The sequence below is a fragment of the Mesorhizobium sp. CA8 genome (assembly GCF_020164955.1).
Classification (GTDB): domain Bacteria; phylum Pseudomonadota; class Alphaproteobacteria; order Rhizobiales; family Rhizobiaceae; genus Mesorhizobium.
In genome coordinates this window covers 26,727-43,196 of the sequence record NZ_JAIUHG010000001.1, presented here as the reverse complement: position 1 = coordinate 43,196, position 16,470 = coordinate 26,727, and the positions used below count along the sequence as shown (strand labels likewise).

Sequence of the window (16,470 nt, the reverse complement as noted above, 5' to 3'; positions counted from 1 at the left end):
AACGTAAATCGATACAGGCAAAGGCAGAGCCTAAGTAATTGATCCGGCAAGGTCAAGAACCGAACCGGCGAGTTCGGCACTTACCAGCGGAGCAGTACCGCGCCCCAGGTGAAGCCTCCACCCATCGCCTCGAGAAGCACGAGGTCGCCCTTCTTGATGCGGCCGTCGGCGACGGCCACCGAGAGTGCGAGCGGCACCGAGGCAGCCGAGGTGTTACCGTGCAAATCGACGGTGACCACCACTTTCTCTTCGGCAATCCCGAGCTTCTTGGCGGAAGCGTCAATAATCCGTTTATTGGCCTGATGCGGCACGAACCAGTCGAGGTCCTCGGCCGTTATGCCGGCCTCGCCAAAGGTCGCCTCGATGACATCGGTGATCATGCCGACGGCATGCTTGAACACTTCACGGCCTTCCATCCTGAGATGACCGACGGTTCCCGTGGTCGAAGGGCCGCCGTCGACGAAGAGCTTGTCCTTGTGCACGCCGTCCGAGCGCAGACTCGCCGCCAAAACGCCGCGATCGGTGATCGCGCCGGCGCCGTCTTCCGCTTCGAGTACCAGCGCGCCGGCGCCATCGCCGAACAGCACGCAGGTCGAGCGGTCGCTCCAGTCGAGGATGCGCGAAAATGTTTCCGAGCCGATCACCAGGACGCGTTTGGCCAGGCCGCCACGGATATAAAGATCGGCGGTGGCAACGGCGTAGACGAAGCCCGAGCACACGGCCTGCATGTCGAAGGCAAAGCCGTGATGCATGCCGAGCCGGTTCTGGATTTCGACAGCCGTCGCCGGGAACGTGTTGTTGGGCGTCGAGGTCGCCAGGATGATGAGGTCGATGTCGGCGGGCGTCATGCCGGCGCTGTCGAGCGCGGCGCGCGCCGCCGCCTCTCCGAGCGAGGCTGTCGTCTCGTCGTCGGCCGCGACGTGGCGCTGGCGAATGCCGGTGCGCTGGACGATCCACTCGTCGGAGGTCTCAACCATGCCTTCGAAGTCGGCATTCTTCATGATGCGGCGGGGCAGCGCGGCACCGTTGCCGCGCACGACTGATCTGATCAAGGCTCTTTCCTATTCCTCGGCGTCGGCGACGACGCCGGATTTCCTGTTTGCCTGCGCAGTCGGGTTGCGCGCATGGAACAGATCGAGGTCGGCCTCGATCCGGTCAAGCAGATTGTTGCGCACCATATCGTAGCCGAGCTCGATGGCAGCCGCGAAGCCATCCGAATCGGCGCCGCCATGGCTCTTCACCACGATACCGTTCAATCCCAAGAAGACGCCGCCATTGGAGCGACCGACATCCATCTTTTCGCGCAGCCTGTCGAAGGCGCCTTTGGCAAAGACATAGCCGATCTTGGCCATGAGCGTGCGGCTCATGGCGGCGCGCAGATAACCGGCGATCTGCCTTGCGGTGCCCTCGGCCGTCTTGAGCGCGATGTTGCCGGCAAAGCCTTCGGTGACCACCACGTCGACCGTGCCCTTGCCGATGTCGTCGCCCTCGACGAAGCCACGATAATTCATCGAGGCCATGTTGGCCTCGCGCAGCATGCGGCCGGCTTCCTTGACTTCTTCCTGGCCCTTGATCTCCTCGACGCCGACATTAAGCAGGCCGACGCTCGGGCGTTCGATGCCGAACACCGAGCGCGCCATGCCGGTGCCCAGAATGGCGAAATCGATAAGCTGATGCGCATCGGCGCCGATGGTGGCGCCGACATCGAGCACGACGCTTTCGCCGCGCGTCGTGGGCCAGAGCGCCGCGATCGCAGGGCGGTCGATGGTGGCCATGGTGCGCAGGCAGAATTTCGACATCGCCATCAGCGCGCCGGTGTTGCCGGCCGAGATGCAGGCCTGCGCGCCGCCGTTCTTGACCGCCTCGACGGCCTTCCACATCGACGACTTCCAGCGGCCGTGGCGCAAGGCTTGGCTCGGCTTGTCGTCCATGCGCACGGCGACCTCGCAATGGACGAACTCGCTCACCTCGCCCAGTTTCGGAAACTTGGCGAGCTCGGGTCGCACCACGTCTTCGCGGCCGTAGATGACGAAGCGGATGTCAGGACGGCGGATGGCGACGGTCATCAGAGCCGGGATGATCACGCTCGGTCCGTGATCGCCGCCCATGGCATCGATGGAAATCCTGATCACGTAGTATTTTTCTCACGGTTTGCCTGGCTTGCATCGGACGCCTGCCAAGGTAAGGGGGCTCGCGAAGGTTCGGCGAAAATAGCGGTTTTGCGCCTGCGCACAACCAACTTTTCCAAAAGCCGGGTCACTCTGAGGATTTTCCAAGCAGCGAACGCAGCTTTTTCTGGAATTCGCTTTCCTCAGCCTGGTCGCCACCGGCGGCGTCCAGCGAGGCTCCAGACTTGCGCGGATAAGGGTCGATCGCCAAGCCGAAAAACTGTTCGGCCAGCGCGCCGACGTCGATGGTGTCGCCGGAAAATGTCTCCGGACTGTCCGGTCCGTCGGCGTCGAGGATGATCTCGCCTCCGACTTCGAAACCCTCGCGCCCAAGTTTCGACTGCTCGGGCAGAAACAGCGCCTCGACAGGCTCGTCGATATGCGCGGTCACCGGATCCAGGGTGACGATGCAGGCTTGCGTGATGTCGGCCTCGACGCGACCGGTGACCTTGACGCCATTGCGCTTCCAGGAGGCCACGAGCAATTCGGCGCGATAGCTTTCAACCGAAAGCAGGTCGTATTCGGCGGCAAGCGCTTCACGCTGGCGCTCATCGGCCTCGACTAGGACAGGCAAGCCCCTTTGCGGCAGCCGCGCGACATTGGCGACAAACGATACCGGGCTGCGCAATTCGGCGTCTTTCATCACGGCCTCCTTCACGCGACGCCGGCGGCCGGGAACGCGGCAATGCCGGCTGTGATCGATTCGGTCGGCTGCGCGGCAAGCTTCTGCGAGGCCTCGCACACATAGTCCGCCAGCAGCGGCGCCTGCGGCCAGGAACCGGCGTCCGGCCTGACGTTGCGAGCGAGCGCCGCCGCAAGGGCCACCCGATCGTCCTGCCTGAGCGCGTCGTCATAAGCGGCCGTGCGGCCGTAAAACATCTTTGCCAGCTTCTTCATGCGTTTGGGCACGCCGACATCGCTGATGCCGAGTTCGCGCAGCGAATGCTCGACATCGAGGAAGAATTCGTCGATCAGTACTTGCGCGACCTCGGCGGCCACACCTTGCTCGCCATGCAGCCGATGCTGGACGAGATACATATGCAGCGACAGCATTTCGAAGCGGCCGAGCGGCGTATCCGGCACATTCCAGTCGGAATAAAGAACGGTTTGCCGCGCCGCCGCCACGATTTGTGCGTAGAGCGCGTCGGTGATAGCGCGGTTGGCATTGCGTTCGCGGCCAAAAAGGCGCTGGAACATTGAGGGCGGTCTCCCGGGGACCTGTTGTTTAATTTGGCCTTGTTGCATCGGCATCGAAGCTGGTTTACCGGTTTTGCGGCCCAGCGCAAGTTGCGGGGATGTGATGGAGAATTGTTGTTGGGTGCGCTGAAATTCAAGTCGTTCTTTGCGCCCGCCCCGATGGGCGTGGCCTCGCTGCTGGTCGTGGTATCAGCGCTTTCCGCCTGCAATTCGTCCAAGATGTTCGGCGATCTCCATCCAAGCGAGACGCTGACGAAAGGCTACGTCATCGACCAGCAGGCGATCGATTCGGTGCCGGTCGGGTCGAGCCGCGAGCAGGTGCTTTTGGCGCTGGGCACGCCGTCGACGACGGCGACCTTCGATAACGAGGCCTTTTACTACATTTCGCAAACGCGCAAGCGCTACGTCGCCTTCGACAATCCCCACATCGTCGACCAGCATGTGCTGGCGGTCTATTTCGGCGCCGACGGCCGTGTCACCCAGATCGCCAATTACGGTCTCAAGGACGGCAAGGTCTTCGACTTCATCTCGAGGACCACGCCGACCGGCGGCAAGGACCAGAACTTCCTCAGCCAGATCATCAACGGCGCCAGCAAGCTGGCGCCCGGCATCCCCGGCGGCGGTGGCGGCGGCACGCCCTGAGTTCGTTCGCCCGGCAACCTGACTGAACGAAAGACCCTCGATCGACGGTCTTTCGTTGCCTGCCGGCGACCGGCCGACTGCGCTTGCCTATGCCCGCATAGCCACGTATGACGCTTTGGCGATTTCCGGGGGGCTGGATATGAGCAACGACGATCGTACTATAACGCAGGGCTGGATGGCGACCGGCACGCCTGACCAACAGACGGTGACGCCGGACTGGCTCGCCATCGATGCGCCGCCGATCGAGGGCGTCACATTCAAGGAAATCAGGTCCGTCGCGACTTCCAACGGCTACCTGACCGAGATCTTTCGCGAGGAATGGGCTCTCGATCAGTCGCCGGTCGGGCAAGTTTTCCAACGCACGCTGTATCCGGGCGCGGTGACGGGCTGGCACGCACATGCGGTGACCCTCGATCGCCTGTTCTGCTGCGCCGGCAGCGTGCGAATATCGCTTTTCGACGGACGCAAGGCCTCGCCCAGTTTTGGCACGGTCTGGCATAAGATCGTCGGCGCCCTGCGACCGGCAATCGTCACCATTCCGCCTGGCGTCTGGCACGGTGTGGTCGCGCTCGGACCGGAGACGGCGTTGCTGCTCAACCTCGTCGACAAGGCTTACGCCTATGACGCTCCCGACCATTGGCGCCTGCCGCCGGACACAGAGCAGATCCCCTACAAGCTGGTGTAGCGTGGAACCGGCCGGCCCCCTCACGCCAACCGGAAGGCTCAAGCCGCTGGTCTCGGTCGTGATAGCGACGCACAATCGTCCGGCGGTGCTGCATCAAGCCCTGAAGAGCCTCATTGGCCAGACTCTGCAGGACTGGGAAGCCATCGTCATTGGCGACGCGTGCCGGCCGGACACCGCGACCACAGTCGCTGCTTTCGGCGATGCCCGCATATCCTATATCGATCTTTCCGTGAATTTCGGCGAGCAATCGGGGCCGAACAATATCGGCTTTGCCAGAGCACGCGGCCGTTTCGTCGCCATATTGAACCATGACGACCTCTGGTTTCCCGACCATCTGACGTCCATGTGCGGCTGGATCGACGCCACCGGTGCCGATGTAGTGATCGCCCGAGGTGCAGTCATCGAGTCGTCTGCCAGCAAAGGCTCCAGGCATATGATCCTCGGGATGGGGCGGAACGGCTTCTATGACCCCGTCACCACAGTCGGATTCGGCTCCGCGCAAATGATCCGGCGGACGTCGCTGCCGAGGCTTGGGCCATGGCGCCCCGCCAGCCAATGCGTTTGCGAGAGTTCCCAGGACTGGCTGTTCCGTGCCTGGCGCAAGGGTGCGGTGATTGCGACAATGCCCCATCTGACCGTGCTCATGCTGCATTCGGGCAAGCGCGAAGGCAGCTATGCGCGAGATACGGCACGCGAGCAGAAAGAACTGATGGACGCGATGAATGCGCCAGACGCGTTGCGCGTCAGGATTCTCGGCAACGCCGGGGAACCGGTTCCCCTCAAGCGCTCCCGCTACCTTAAACGCAGGCTTCTGGCCATGTTTGGCATACATCCGCGGGCGCGTTCCTTCCGCCACCAATATCGCCGCGGCGCGTTCATTGCCATGCTGCGCCAGACACGCGGCTTACCGCCAATGCCCGAGCGAGAACCGGACGCCGACGCGTTGCTGGCCCGCTATCGTCATAGCAGCGAAAGGTCCGAAGTCAGCTGAGTGCCCCACCGGCACGCTGAATGCATGACGTCACGCCGAAAAACAAAGCCCGCGGGATCGCTCCCGCGGGCTTTGTGCTGGAATAGCTGCAATCAGCCGTGCGCGAGTACGGCGAGCAGAAGCAGCGCGACGATGTTGGTGATCTTGATTGCCGGGTTGACGGCCGGACCGGCGGTGTCCTTGTAGGGGTCGCCGACGGTGTCGCCGGTGACCGAGGCCTTGTGAGCCTCCGAGCCTTTCAGGTGCTTGACGCCGTTCTTGTCGGTGAAACCGTCCTCGAACGACTTCTTGGCGTTGTCCCAGGCGCCGCCGCCGGAGGTCATCGAGATGGCGACGAAAAGACCGTTGACGATGACGCCGAGCAGCGAGGCGCCGAGCGCCGCGAAGGCCGAGGCCTTCGAGCCCGAGATCAGGAGCACGCCGAAATAGACGACGAGCGGCGCGAGCACCGGCAGCAGCGACGGGATGATCATTTCTCGGATCGCCGCCCTGGTCAGGATATCGACGGCGCGCGCGTAGTTCGGCTTGGAGGTGCCGGCCATGATGCCCTTGTCCTCGCGGAACTGCTTGCGCACTTCCTCGACGATGGAGCCGGCGGCGCGGCCGACGGCGGTCATGGCGATGCCGCCGAACAGATAGGGGATCAGGCCGCCGAAGATCAGGCCGGCGACGACATACGGGTTGGAGAGGTCAAAGGAGATCTCGCCCATGCCCTGGAAATAGGGATATTTGTCGCCATTGGCGGCAAAGAACCGGATATCGTTCGAGTAGGCCGCGAACAGCACCAGGGCGCCAAGGCCGGCCGAGCCGATGGCATAGCCCTTGGTGACGGCCTTGGTGGTGTTGCCTACTGCGTCGAGCGCATCGGTCGAGTGGCGCACTTCCTTGGGCAGGCCGGCCATTTCGGCGATGCCGCCGGCATTGTCGGTGACCGGGCCGAAAGCGTCGAGCGCCACGATCATGCCGGCAAGGCCGAGCATGGTGGTGACGGCGATCGCGGTGCCGAAGAGACCGCCGAGCTGGTAGGTGGCGATGATGCCGCCGACGATGACGATGGCCGGCAGCGCCGTCGATTCCAGCGAGACCGCGAGGCCCTGGATGACGTTGGTGCCGTGGCCGGTCACCGACGCCTGGGCGATCGAGTTCACCGGACGCTTGTTGGTGCCGGTGTAGTATTCGGTGATCACCACGATCAAACCGGTGACCAGCAGGCCGATCAGGCCGCAGATGAACAGGTTCTTGCCGATGACGGCGATGCCCCCGACGGTGCCGACCTCGCCCCAGCCGACCGTGGCGGAGGTGGCGGCGGCGAGACCGATGATCGACAGCAGACCGGTGACGATCAGGCCCTTGTAGAGCGCTCCCATAATCGAGCCGTTGGAACCAAGCTTGACGAAGAAAGTGCCGACGATCGAGGTCAGGATGCAGGCGCCGCAGATGGCGAGCGGATAGAGCATAGCCGCACCCAGCGCGGCTGTGCCGCCGAAGAAAATGGCGGCCAGAACCATAGTGGCGACGACGGTCACCGCATAGGTTTCAAAAAGGTCCGCAGCCATGCCGGCGCAGTCGCCGACATTATCGCCGACATTGTCGGCGATGGTGGCGGGGTTGCGTGGGTCATCCTCGGGAATGCCGGCCTCGACCTTGCCGACGAGGTCGCCGCCGACATCCGCACCCTTGGTGAAGATGCCGCCGCCGAGACGGGCGAAGATCGAGATCAGCGATGCGCCGAAGCCGAGCGAGACCAGCGAATCGATGACCACGCGGTCGTTCGGCTGCAGGCCCATCGGGCCGGTCAGGATGGCGTAGTAGATCGAGACGCCGAGCAGAGCCAGGCCCGCGACCAGAAGGCCGGTGATGGCGCCGGACTTGAAGGCGATGTCGAGACCGGCGGCGAGGCTGTTGGACGCGGCCTGCGCGGTCCGCACGTTGGCGCGCACCGAGACATGCATGCCGATGAAGCCGGCGGCGCCCGAAAGCACGGCGCCGATCAGGAAGCCGATCGCGGAGGTAATCGAGAGCAGCCACCAGGCAAGCAGAAGCACGACGATGCCGACGACGGCGATGGTGGTGTATTGGCGCGCCAGATAGGCCTGCGCGCCTTCGCGGATGGCCGCGGAGATTTCCTGCATGCGCTGATTGCCCTGATCGGACGCAAGGACCGAACGTGTCGCCCAGATGGCGTACAGAACTGACAGCAAGCCGCAGGCGATGACGGCGGTAATGATGGTCATTGCCGGATTTTCCTCGATTGTTGGCCCAAAAGAACCCCTCCCTGGGCCGTTGGACGGAGACGGATGCCGCGCACGGATTCCACCCCTTGGCTGGGGTGTATGCGAAACAGGGCTCGGAACGTCAAGATATTGTTCGGTTTTTGCCCGGCTTTCGCCCAAAAGAAGCGGGCAGTAAACGTTGTGCCAGCGCGAGCCCGGAATTAGATCGATTGAAATGACGTTGGGGCACCTTCGCCCAATCCGCAGACGTAGCGTTATTCCGCCCCCTGCCCCATGCGTCGCGCGGCGTAGCGTTCGACCGCCGAGAGACCGTCATAGATCAGCACGGCAAGTGCGGCGACGATCAGGCCGCCCTGCAGCACGAAGGCAAGGTTGTTCGAGATCAGGCCGGCGATGATCACCTCGCCCAGCGTCTTGGCGGCTACCGTCGATCCGATGGTTGCCGTGGCGAGGCTTATGACCACCGAGAGCCGGATGCCGCCGAGGATCACCGGGGCGCTCAGTGGCAGTTCGACCTTCATCAGTCGTTGCCAGCCGGTCATGCCTGCACCCCGCGCCGCTTCCATAACGTTGCCGGGCAATGTGGTGAGCGCCGTCAGCGCATTCTCGAAGATCGGCAGCAGCCCATAGAGGAAGAGCGCGATCAGCGTCGGCTTCTCGCCGAAACCCACGGCCGGCACGGCAAGCGCCAGCACGGCAACGGGCGGGAAAGTCTGGCCGATATTGACCAGGCTGCGCGACAAGGGCAGGAACTCGGCGCCGGCCGGTCTGGTGACCAGGATGGCTAAAGCCACCGCGACGATCGTCGCCGCCACCGTGGCCATCAGCACGATCCGCAGATGCTGCAGGGTCAGCGTCAGCAGGCTGCCCTGGTTGTAGATCGCCGGCGCGCCATTCTCCGTCAGCGGTTTCAGCAGCGGCTCGAACCAGTTCGGGCTGGTGATGAAGACCACTAGCAGCACCAACACGGCCAGCCTCAGCAGCGCGGGCAGCCAGGCTTTCATTGCGGCCTCGCCGCCCGTTTCACCAGGCCTTCGACGGTGACGCGGCCAATGAGCTTGCCATCGGCGTCCTTCACCGGCAGTGCGGGGCGACCCGACCACAAGAGCTCGGCCAGCGCGTCGCGCTGCGTGGCGCCACCGGGGATCGCCTCGCCTTCGGCGCCGCCCGGCTCCACGGCATCGCGCACAGGCCCCAGCGACAGCAGCCGGAACGGCCTTTCGCTAGCGCCCACCAACGTCTCGACGAAGCCATTCGCAGGCCTCGCCAGAATCTCCGCCGGTTTTGCGTATTGCACCAGCTTGCCCGCATCCATGACGGCTATTTTGTCGCCCAGATGCACCGCTTCTTCCATATCGTGGGTGACTAGGATGATGGTCGTGCCGAAGCGTTTCTGGATCGCCAGCAGATCCTCCTGCGCCTTGGTGCGGATGATCGGGTCAAGCGCGCCGAAGGGCTCATCCATCAAAAGCACGTTCGGCTCGGCGGCCAAAGCGCGGGCAACGCCGACGCGCTGCTGCTGGCCGCCGGAAAGCTCATGCGGGTAGCGCGGCCCGTAAGCCTGCGGGTCGAGCTGGTAGAGCGTCATCAACTCGTCGACGCGCGCCTTGATGCGGTCTCGGTCCCAACCGAGCAGCAGTGGCACGGTGGCGATGTTCTGCGCTACCGTGCGGTGTGGGAACAGGCCATGCCCCTGGATGGCGTAGCCGATGCTGCGGCGCAGCTGATAGCCGGGAACCGAGCGGTTGTCGGCGCCGTCGAGCTTGACGACGCCGGAGCTCGGCTCGACCAGCCGGTTGATCATCCTGAGCAGCGTCGTCTTGCCGGATCCCGACGTGCCGACGATGGTCGCGATGGTTCGGGGCTCGATGACCATTGAAACATCATCGACCACCGTCGTGCTGTCATAGCGCTTAGTGATACATTCGATCTCGATCATGCCGTTTCGACCCTGCGCTTGGTGGCTGTCATCTCGATGACCGCGTCGAGGATGATCGCCGCAGCAAAGGCCAGCGCCACGGTGGGCAGCGCGCCGAGCAGCACCAGATCCATCGCCGTCTGGCCGACACCTTGGAAAACGAACACGCCGAAGCCGCCGCCGCCGATCAGCGCGGCAATGGTGGCAAGCCCGATATTCTGCACCAGCACGATGCGGATGCCGGTCAGGATCACCGGAAAGGCGAGCGGAAACTCGACATCGAAGAGGCGCTGGCGGTCGGTCATGCCCATGCCGCGCGCGGCGTCGTTGGCCGCGCGGGGTACACCAGCCAGCCCGACAACAGTATTGGCCACGACCGGCAGCAGCGAATAAAGGAAAAGCGCGACGAAGGCGGGCGCGGTGCCGATGCCCCTGATGCCGATCGTGGCGGCGCCCGGCACATGCAGGGCGAGCCAGCCGAGCGGCGCGATCAGCAAACCGAAGAGCGCGATCGACGGAATGGTCTGGATGATGTTGAGCACATTGAGCACCCCTGCCCGCAGCCTCTCGACGCGATGGCACAAGATGCCGAGCGGAATGCCGACGATCACCGCGCCTGCCAGCGAGCCGAGCGCCAGCGTGACGTGCTTGGAAGCTTCGGCCCAGAAACTGTCGGCGCGGCTGGCGTATTCCTTGAGGATGGAAAGACTATCCCAACGTCCCGAAACGAGCAACGCGGCAATGGCTAAAGCGGCCAGCACGAGCACGCCGACGCGCGCCCAGGGCGACAGGTTGAGCAGGGTCAACACGTCCGCGAGAAGCAAGGTAAAGGCAAAGATCAGCAGCCAGAAACCGGAGGCCGGCGAGACGCGGGCGAAGGTGTTGCCGGCGGACGTCAGAAAACCGCCGGCAACACCGATCAGGATCGTAAGCGCGACCAGCGCCGCGCCGCTGGCCGCCAGCCTGAGGAAGAGCGGCGTCCTCAGCAGAGCGACGACGGCGGCGGCGATCACTATCGCCAGCAACAGCATGCCAGGCGCGGGCGGCAGCGCTTCGAGGATCGAACGCGCCTGGCCCGGCACGATGCGGTTGGCCCGGAACGTCGCGAACGGGGCGAGGAACGCGGCATAGGCCACGATCGCGGCAATGACGACGCCGAGCTTGTCGAGGCGCAGGGTCATCGACCCCCCGCCGAATAACGAAGTAGAGACCTCGCAACCGTTGCGTCCTTAAAGATTGGCGAAAGCCTACGCGACATCCAATCTACAGGCCGCACCTGTCCAACCCGCACTTGTGCTGCGATCTACTTCAAGAAACCGTTCTTCTTGAGGAAATCCTCCGCCACGCCCTTGGCAGGCTCACCACCTAGTTGCACGCGGCCGTTGAGCTGCTGCAGCGTGGCAAGGTCGAGCTTGGCGAAGACCGGCTTCAGCAGCGTCTCGATCTCGGGATGTTCCTTCAGCACCTTCTCGCGGATGATCGGCGCGGGCTGGTAGACGGGCTGCACGTTCTTGTCGTCTTCGAGCGCGACGAGGCCGGAGGGCTGGATGCCGCCATCGGTACCATAGACCATGGCGGCGTTGGCTCCGTTCGTCTGGTTGGCGGCTGCCGCGATGGTCGCCGCGGTGTCGCCGCCGGAAAGCGTAATCAGCTGGTCGGGCTTCAACTTGAAGCCATAGGTGGTCTGGAAGGCCGGAAGGGCCGCCGCCGAATTGACGAACTCGGCGGAAGCCGCAAGCACCACCTTGCCACCGCCGGTGACATATTTGCCGAAGTCCGTCAGGGTGACGAGCTTGTTCTCGTCGGCCACTTCCTTGCGCAGCGCGATCGCCCAGGTGTTGTTGGCCGGCGATGGCGACAGCCAGACGATTTTGTTCGCGTCATAGTCGAGTTTCTTGGCGGTTTCGTAAGCCTTGGCGGCATCCTTCCAGACCGGATCGTCGGCCTTTTGGAAGAAGAAGGCGGCATTGCCGGTGTATTCGGGATAGATGTCGATCTCGCCGGCGGTGATCGCCTTGCGCACCACTGGGGTCGCGCCGAGCTGGATGCGGTCGGTCGTCTTGATGTTGTTGGCGTTGAGGACCAGCTGGATGATGTTGCCCAGCACCCCACCCTCGGTATCGATCTTCGAGGAGACGACCACCTGGGCACTTGCCGAGGCCGTGGCAATGCCGAGCGCGATCGCTGCTACGGCGAGCTTTCGGATTGAAAACATTGTGAAAATCCCTTGCTGTGAACCGAGTATCGGGAGGGCGCATGTGAGCATGGCCATGACGGCCAGTCGGGGTATACGGTTTCATAACTGAGGGGATCAGCGCAATATCTTTGTTCCCCGCGCCAGGGAAGCGCGGCAGGCAGTCCCGACAGCGTAATGTCAGTTGGCGGTGCGCAAGCCCGTCAGCTCCAACGTCCCGAGCGCCAGGAAGCAGAGCGCCACGACCGGGAAGACGATCCAGTTCAGCATGGTCCAGCCCCAGGCGTTGTAGATCGCGCCCGACATCAGCGAGGCAAAGGCGACGGAGCCGAACAGGGCAAAGTCGTGGAAACCCTGGACCTTGCTCTTCTCGGAAGGCCGGTAGCTGGCGGCGACCATTGCGGTTGCGCCGATGAAAGCGAAATTCCAGCCGAGCCCGAGCAGGATCAGCGCTGTCCAGAACTGCCACAGCGCCAGGCCGGAAAGCGCCACGGCGCCGCAGCCGATCAATAGGACAAGGCCAGTGGCGACGATGCGCTCGGCGCCGAAGCGATGGATCAGCGTACCGGTGAAGAAGCTCGGTCCGAACATAGCCATGACATGCCAGGAAATGCCAAGCGTGGCATTGTCCTCCGACAAGCCGCAGCCGACCATCGCGAGCGGCGCGCCGGTCATGACGAAGCTCATCAGCGCGTAGCTGCCGACGGTGCAGAACAACGCGGCGACAAAGCGCGGCTGGGTGACGATCTCGATCAGCGGGCGGGCATCGCTTGTGGCGGCTTCGGTCACGGCGTTCGCATGTGCGGAAACCCGCAGGAACGACAGGATGAGCGCGCCAGCCGCCGCCAACGGCAGGATCGAGGCGAAGGATCCCGCGAACATCACCGGGGCCAGCCATTCGCGCGTGTAGATGACGATCTGCGGCCCGAGAATTGCGGTGATGATGCCGCCGGCCAGCACGAAGGAGATGGCGCGCGCCTTGAACTCCGGCGGCGCATTGTCGGCGGCCGCGAAGCGGAACTGCTGGACGAAAGCGCCGCCGACGCCAATGACGCAGAGGCCGAAGGCGAATAGCCAGAAGCTTGCCTGGAAGAGCGCAAGCGTCGCGACCAGGCCACCAAGCGCGGTGACGACAGTGCCTGTCATGAAGCCGCCGCGATGGCCGAGCCGGCGGATGATGGAAGCGGCCGGCAAGGCTCCCAGCGCCACGCCGATATTGAAACCGGTGACCGGCGCCGTCGCGAGCGACTTGTCTGGGCCGAGCAGATATTGCCCGGCGAGCGCGCCGAGGGAAATGGCGATCGGCGCGGCCGAACCGACGATCGCCTGCGCTGCGGCAAGCAGCACGGCCGTGCGACGCCCTTCCCTGCCGGTCTCGGCGACCGCGGCCGTTGCGATCGTCACGAAGCGTCCTTGCCGCGTCCCTCGCCGCGAACCCGGCGCGAGACGCGATCCAGCACTGCGTTCACCAGCTTCGGCTCGTCTTCCTCGTAAAATGCCTTGGCGATGTCGACATATTCGGAGACGATCACGGCCACCGGCACGTCCTCGCGCTTCATCAATTCATAGACGCCAGCGCGCAGGATGGCGCGCAGCGTCGAATCCAGCCGCGACAGCGGCCAGTCCTCGGTGAGCGCCTGGCGGATGACGGGATCGATGGTCTTCTGGTTTTCGACGACGCCGGTCAGGATGGCGCGGAACCATTGCGCGTCGGCCTCGCGATAGAGCGCGCCGTCGACTTCCTTGCCGAGGCGGAAGGCTTCGTATTCGGCCGTGATCTCGAAGACGCCGCTGCCGGCCACATCCATCTGATAGAGCGCCTGGACGGCGGCAAGACGGGCGGCACCGCGCTTGTTGGCGTGGCGCACCGCACCGGTCGAGGCGGGATCGGTCACGATTGGGCTCCGAATTTCTCTTTAAGCGCGATCATGGTCAGCGCCGCGCGCGCCGCGAAGCCGCCCTTGTCGCCTTCCGTCTTCCGCGCGCGCGCCCATGCCTGCGCGTCGTTCTCGGTCGTCAGGATGCCGTTGCCGATCGCGATCGCCTCCTGCACCGAAAGGTCCATCAGCGCACGGCTCGATTCATTGGCGACGATGTCGAAATGATAGGTGTCACCACGGACGACGGTGCCGAGCGCAACAAAACCGTCATAATGCGTGCCGCCTTCGGCCGCTCCATCGAGCGCGAAGGTGATGACGGCCGGTATTTCGAGCGAGCCGGGAACCGTGACGACGTCATAGGTGGCGCCGGCCTCCTCGAGCGCGCCGGTCGCGCCGTCGAGCAGCGCGTCGGCGAGATCGTCGTGAAAGCGCGCTTCGACAATGAGCAGATGCGCCTTCGCCTTCGGGCGAATGAACGCTTTGCCGTGTTGGGATGTGCCAGCCATAAAAGTCTCCGGGGGGTTGCCGGTGACTTAGGCCGAAGCCGTGTTGACCGCAAGCGGAAGATGCTGCGGCGCGACGTTCTGTGACTTATTCAGGCCGACGCGTTGCGAGATCCGCGCGATCCACCAGGCTTTTGACCCAAGCCTCGACTTCCCGGTGTTTTATCACTCTGCCGGCATCGACATCCGCCAACGCGTCGAGAGTCATCTGCCGGCGCTCGACGGTCTCTTCAGCTCCTTTGGGATTCATCAAAGCCCCTCTTTCGCTGCCTCCGCCAGGCGCGCTGCGTAACGCGCCATGGTGTCGATCTCGATGTTGACGCGGTCGCCGGCCTGGCGCTCGCCCCAGGTGGTGACGCTCAGCGAATGATGGATGAGAAGCACGTCGAAGCGGGTGCCTTCGACCTTGTTGACGGTAAGCGAGGTGCCATCGAGGGCCACCGACCCTTTCGGCGCGATGAACTTCGCCAGATGGCGCGGCGCTTCGAGCGTGAAGCGCACGGCATCGCCCTCCTCCTTGCGCTCGACGATCTCGGCGGTGCCGTCGATATGGCCGGAAACGATGTGGCCGCCGAGCTCATCGCCGATCTTCAGTGCCCGTTCCAGATTGATCCGGGTGCCGGATTTCCAACTCGACGCAGTGGTCAGCCTGAGCGCCTCCTCCCAGGCCTCGACCTCGAACCAGCGCGCGTTCGAGCCATGCTCGGGCAGCGCCGTGACGGTGAGGCAGACGCCGCCGCAGGAGATCGAAGCACCGATCGCAATGGTCTCGGGGTCGTAGGCGGTGTCGATGCGCAGGCCGATGCCTTCGGCGAGCGGCTTCACGCTCGCAACCGTACCGACATCAGTCACAATTCCCGTAAACATCAGAGAGCGCCTTTCGTCTCGACCGTGATCTTATCCAAAAACCGGTTCCCACTTTTTGGGCTCATGGTCTTACCCACTCGGCGTAACTGTCCTCGCCGAAGCGCATGTCACGCAGCTTGCGAAATCCAGCCGGGATGTGGTCGGCGCCTATGGGCGATGCAATGCCGTCCTCCCCAATGGGGTCCGGGCCTTGGAAGAGGACAATGCGATCGACAAGATCTTCCTCGAGGAAGGCCTTGGCCACCCTGGCGCCGCCTTCGACCAAAACGCTCGCCATGCCGAGTGCCGCCAGATCCTCCAGCAACTCCGGCAAGGCTATCTCGCTTTCATAGGTTTCCGTGCCGATGAAGTGCACGCCTGCGCGTTCGAGCGACGCCCGCCGGTGCGCATCGGCCTCTGGGCAAGCAGCGACATAGAGCGGCACGCGGTCGACGCCCGAGACCAGCTTCGACGTCTCCGGCAACCGGATCTGGCGATCGAGGACGATGCGCGCCGGCGAACGGTTCTCCAGTCCGGGCAGGCGCACGGTCAGCGCCGGATCGTCCTCCAGCGCGGTGCCGATGCCGATCAGGATGGCGTCGGCCTCGGCGCGCATCAGATAGACATCGCGCCGCGCGATCTCGCCGGTGATGGAAACCTGGCCGGCGCCTTTGCGGCCGATCTTTCCGTCGCTCGAAAGCGCAAGCTTCAGAGTCACTTCCGGGCGTTTTTTCAGAGAACGAGTCAGATAGCCGGCCATCTGCTCGGCGGCCTCGGCGGCCAGAACTTTCTCAACCACCTCGACACCGGCCGCGCGCAGGATGGCGTAGCCCTTGCCGGAGACGCGCGGATCCGGATCGCTGGCCGCACCGACGACGCGCGCGATGCCGGCATTGACAAGCGCGTTGGCGCAGGGCGGCGTGCGGCCGTGATGGGCGCAAGGCTCCAGAGTAACGTAAGCCGTCGCACCGCGCGCGAGCTCGCCGGCTTCGGCCAGCGCCTCGGTCTCGGCATGCGGGCGGCCACCCACGGCCGTCACGCCGGTGCCGACGATCATCGGGCCGGCGCCGTCGTCGCGTACGATGATGGTGCCGACAGAAGGGTTGGTCGAAGTGCGGCCGGCATTGCGGCGCGACAGCCTGATGGCCGCGGCCATGAAACGGCTATCAAGGGCCGCCTGCGCGGCCTCGTCCAGTTGCGGTCCCGCCATGA

General features: G+C 64.3%; 18 protein-coding genes. 3 read left to right on the top strand and 15 right to left on the bottom strand.

Features of this window, described 5'->3' with window-relative positions; genetic code table 11:
* Positions 1-80: 80 nt before the first annotated feature.
* The 4 genes from LB553_RS00235 to LB553_RS00220 form a co-directional block, all read right to left on the bottom strand.
* Positions 81-1,052: a beta-ketoacyl-ACP synthase III gene (locus LB553_RS00235; protein ID WP_224509218.1), complete on the bottom strand. Its 972-nt coding sequence runs from the start codon at positions 1,050-1,052 to the stop codon at positions 81-83.
* A gap of 9 nt (positions 1,053-1,061) precedes the next feature.
* Positions 1,062-2,132, bottom strand: a complete 1,071-nt coding sequence (plsX, locus tag LB553_RS00230) for a phosphate acyltransferase PlsX (protein ID WP_224509215.1) — start codon at positions 2,130-2,132, stop codon at positions 1,062-1,064.
* Positions 2,133-2,256: 124 nt separating this feature from the next.
* Positions 2,257-2,811, bottom strand: coding sequence for a YceD family protein (locus LB553_RS00225; protein WP_224509212.1), 555 nt, complete (start codon positions 2,809-2,811; stop codon positions 2,257-2,259).
* Between the two features lie 11 nt (positions 2,812-2,822).
* The gene (locus tag LB553_RS00220; protein ID WP_224509209.1) at positions 2,823-3,365 is read right to left on the bottom strand and encodes a ubiquinol-cytochrome C chaperone family protein; all 543 of its coding nucleotides are present in this window, start codon (positions 3,363-3,365) and stop codon (positions 2,823-2,825) included.
* A 159-nt stretch (positions 3,366-3,524) separates the two neighbouring features.
* Here LB553_RS00220 and LB553_RS00215 point away from each other — a divergent pair, with 159 nt between their 5' ends.
* The 3 genes from LB553_RS00215 (at position 3,525) to LB553_RS00205 (ending at position 5,683) form a co-directional block, all read left to right on the top strand.
* Positions 3,525-4,007, top strand: a complete 483-nt coding sequence (locus LB553_RS00215) for an outer membrane protein assembly factor BamE (RefSeq protein WP_224510451.1) — start codon at positions 3,525-3,527, stop codon at positions 4,005-4,007.
* 139 nt (positions 4,008-4,146) lie between these two features.
* Positions 4,147-4,692 (top strand): dTDP-4-dehydrorhamnose 3,5-epimerase family protein, encoded by a 546-nt coding sequence (locus LB553_RS00210; protein WP_224509205.1) that lies wholly within the window; start codon positions 4,147-4,149, stop codon positions 4,690-4,692.
* 1 nt (position 4,693) lies between these two features.
* Entirely contained in the window at positions 4,694-5,683 is a 990-nt protein-coding gene (locus LB553_RS00205; protein WP_224509200.1) for a glycosyltransferase family 2 protein, read from the top strand.
* 92 nt (positions 5,684-5,775) lie between these two features.
* Here the strand turns inward: LB553_RS00205 and LB553_RS00200 are convergent, their stop codons facing one another.
* The 11 genes from LB553_RS00200 to ribD all read right to left on the bottom strand — a co-directional run bounded on the left by LB553_RS00200 (position 5,776) and on the right by ribD (position 16,468).
* The gene (locus tag LB553_RS00200) at positions 5,776-7,917 is read right to left on the bottom strand and encodes a sodium-translocating pyrophosphatase (protein ID WP_224509197.1); all 2,142 of its coding nucleotides are present in this window, start codon (positions 7,915-7,917) and stop codon (positions 5,776-5,778) included.
* 254 nt (positions 7,918-8,171) lie between these two features.
* Complete coding sequence (locus LB553_RS00195; RefSeq protein ID WP_224509194.1) at positions 8,172-8,921, bottom strand: ABC transporter permease; 750 nt, start codon at positions 8,919-8,921, stop codon at positions 8,172-8,174.
* Entirely contained in the window at positions 8,918-9,856 is a 939-nt protein-coding gene (locus LB553_RS00190) for an ABC transporter ATP-binding protein (protein ID WP_224509192.1), read from the bottom strand. The genes LB553_RS00195 and LB553_RS00190 overlap by 4 nt, the downstream gene beginning before the upstream one ends.
* Positions 9,853-11,016, bottom strand: a complete 1,164-nt coding sequence (locus tag LB553_RS00185; protein WP_224509190.1) for an ABC transporter permease — start codon at positions 11,014-11,016, stop codon at positions 9,853-9,855. The genes LB553_RS00190 and LB553_RS00185 overlap by 4 nt, the downstream gene beginning before the upstream one ends.
* Before the next feature lie 122 nt (positions 11,017-11,138).
* Positions 11,139-12,050 (bottom strand): ABC transporter substrate-binding protein, encoded by a 912-nt coding sequence (locus tag LB553_RS00180; RefSeq protein ID WP_224509186.1) that lies wholly within the window; start codon positions 12,048-12,050, stop codon positions 11,139-11,141.
* A 159-nt stretch (positions 12,051-12,209) separates the two neighbouring features.
* Complete coding sequence (locus LB553_RS00175) at positions 12,210-13,433, bottom strand: MFS transporter (protein WP_224509181.1); 1,224 nt, start codon at positions 13,431-13,433, stop codon at positions 12,210-12,212.
* Positions 13,430-13,924 (bottom strand): transcription antitermination factor NusB, encoded by a 495-nt coding sequence (gene nusB, locus LB553_RS00170; RefSeq protein ID WP_095767684.1) that lies wholly within the window; start codon positions 13,922-13,924, stop codon positions 13,430-13,432. Before nusB ends, LB553_RS00175 begins: the two co-directional genes overlap by 4 nt.
* Complete coding sequence (locus LB553_RS00165; protein WP_224509178.1) at positions 13,921-14,415, bottom strand: 6,7-dimethyl-8-ribityllumazine synthase; 495 nt, start codon at positions 14,413-14,415, stop codon at positions 13,921-13,923. Before LB553_RS00165 ends, nusB begins: the two co-directional genes overlap by 4 nt.
* Before the next feature lie 85 nt (positions 14,416-14,500).
* Positions 14,501-14,662, bottom strand: coding sequence for a hypothetical protein (locus LB553_RS00160; RefSeq protein WP_224509175.1), 162 nt, complete (start codon positions 14,660-14,662; stop codon positions 14,501-14,503).
* Positions 14,662-15,279, bottom strand: a complete 618-nt coding sequence (locus LB553_RS00155; RefSeq protein WP_224509172.1) for a riboflavin synthase — start codon at positions 15,277-15,279, stop codon at positions 14,662-14,664. The genes LB553_RS00160 and LB553_RS00155 overlap by 1 nt, the downstream gene beginning before the upstream one ends.
* Before the next feature lie 61 nt (positions 15,280-15,340).
* Positions 15,341-16,468 carry a bifunctional diaminohydroxyphosphoribosylaminopyrimidine deaminase/5-amino-6-(5-phosphoribosylamino)uracil reductase RibD gene (gene ribD, locus LB553_RS00150; RefSeq protein WP_224509169.1) on the bottom strand — a complete coding sequence of 376 codons (1,128 nt, stop codon included), beginning with the start codon at positions 16,466-16,468 and terminating at the stop codon, positions 15,341-15,343.
* Positions 16,469-16,470: the final 2 nt, after the last annotated feature.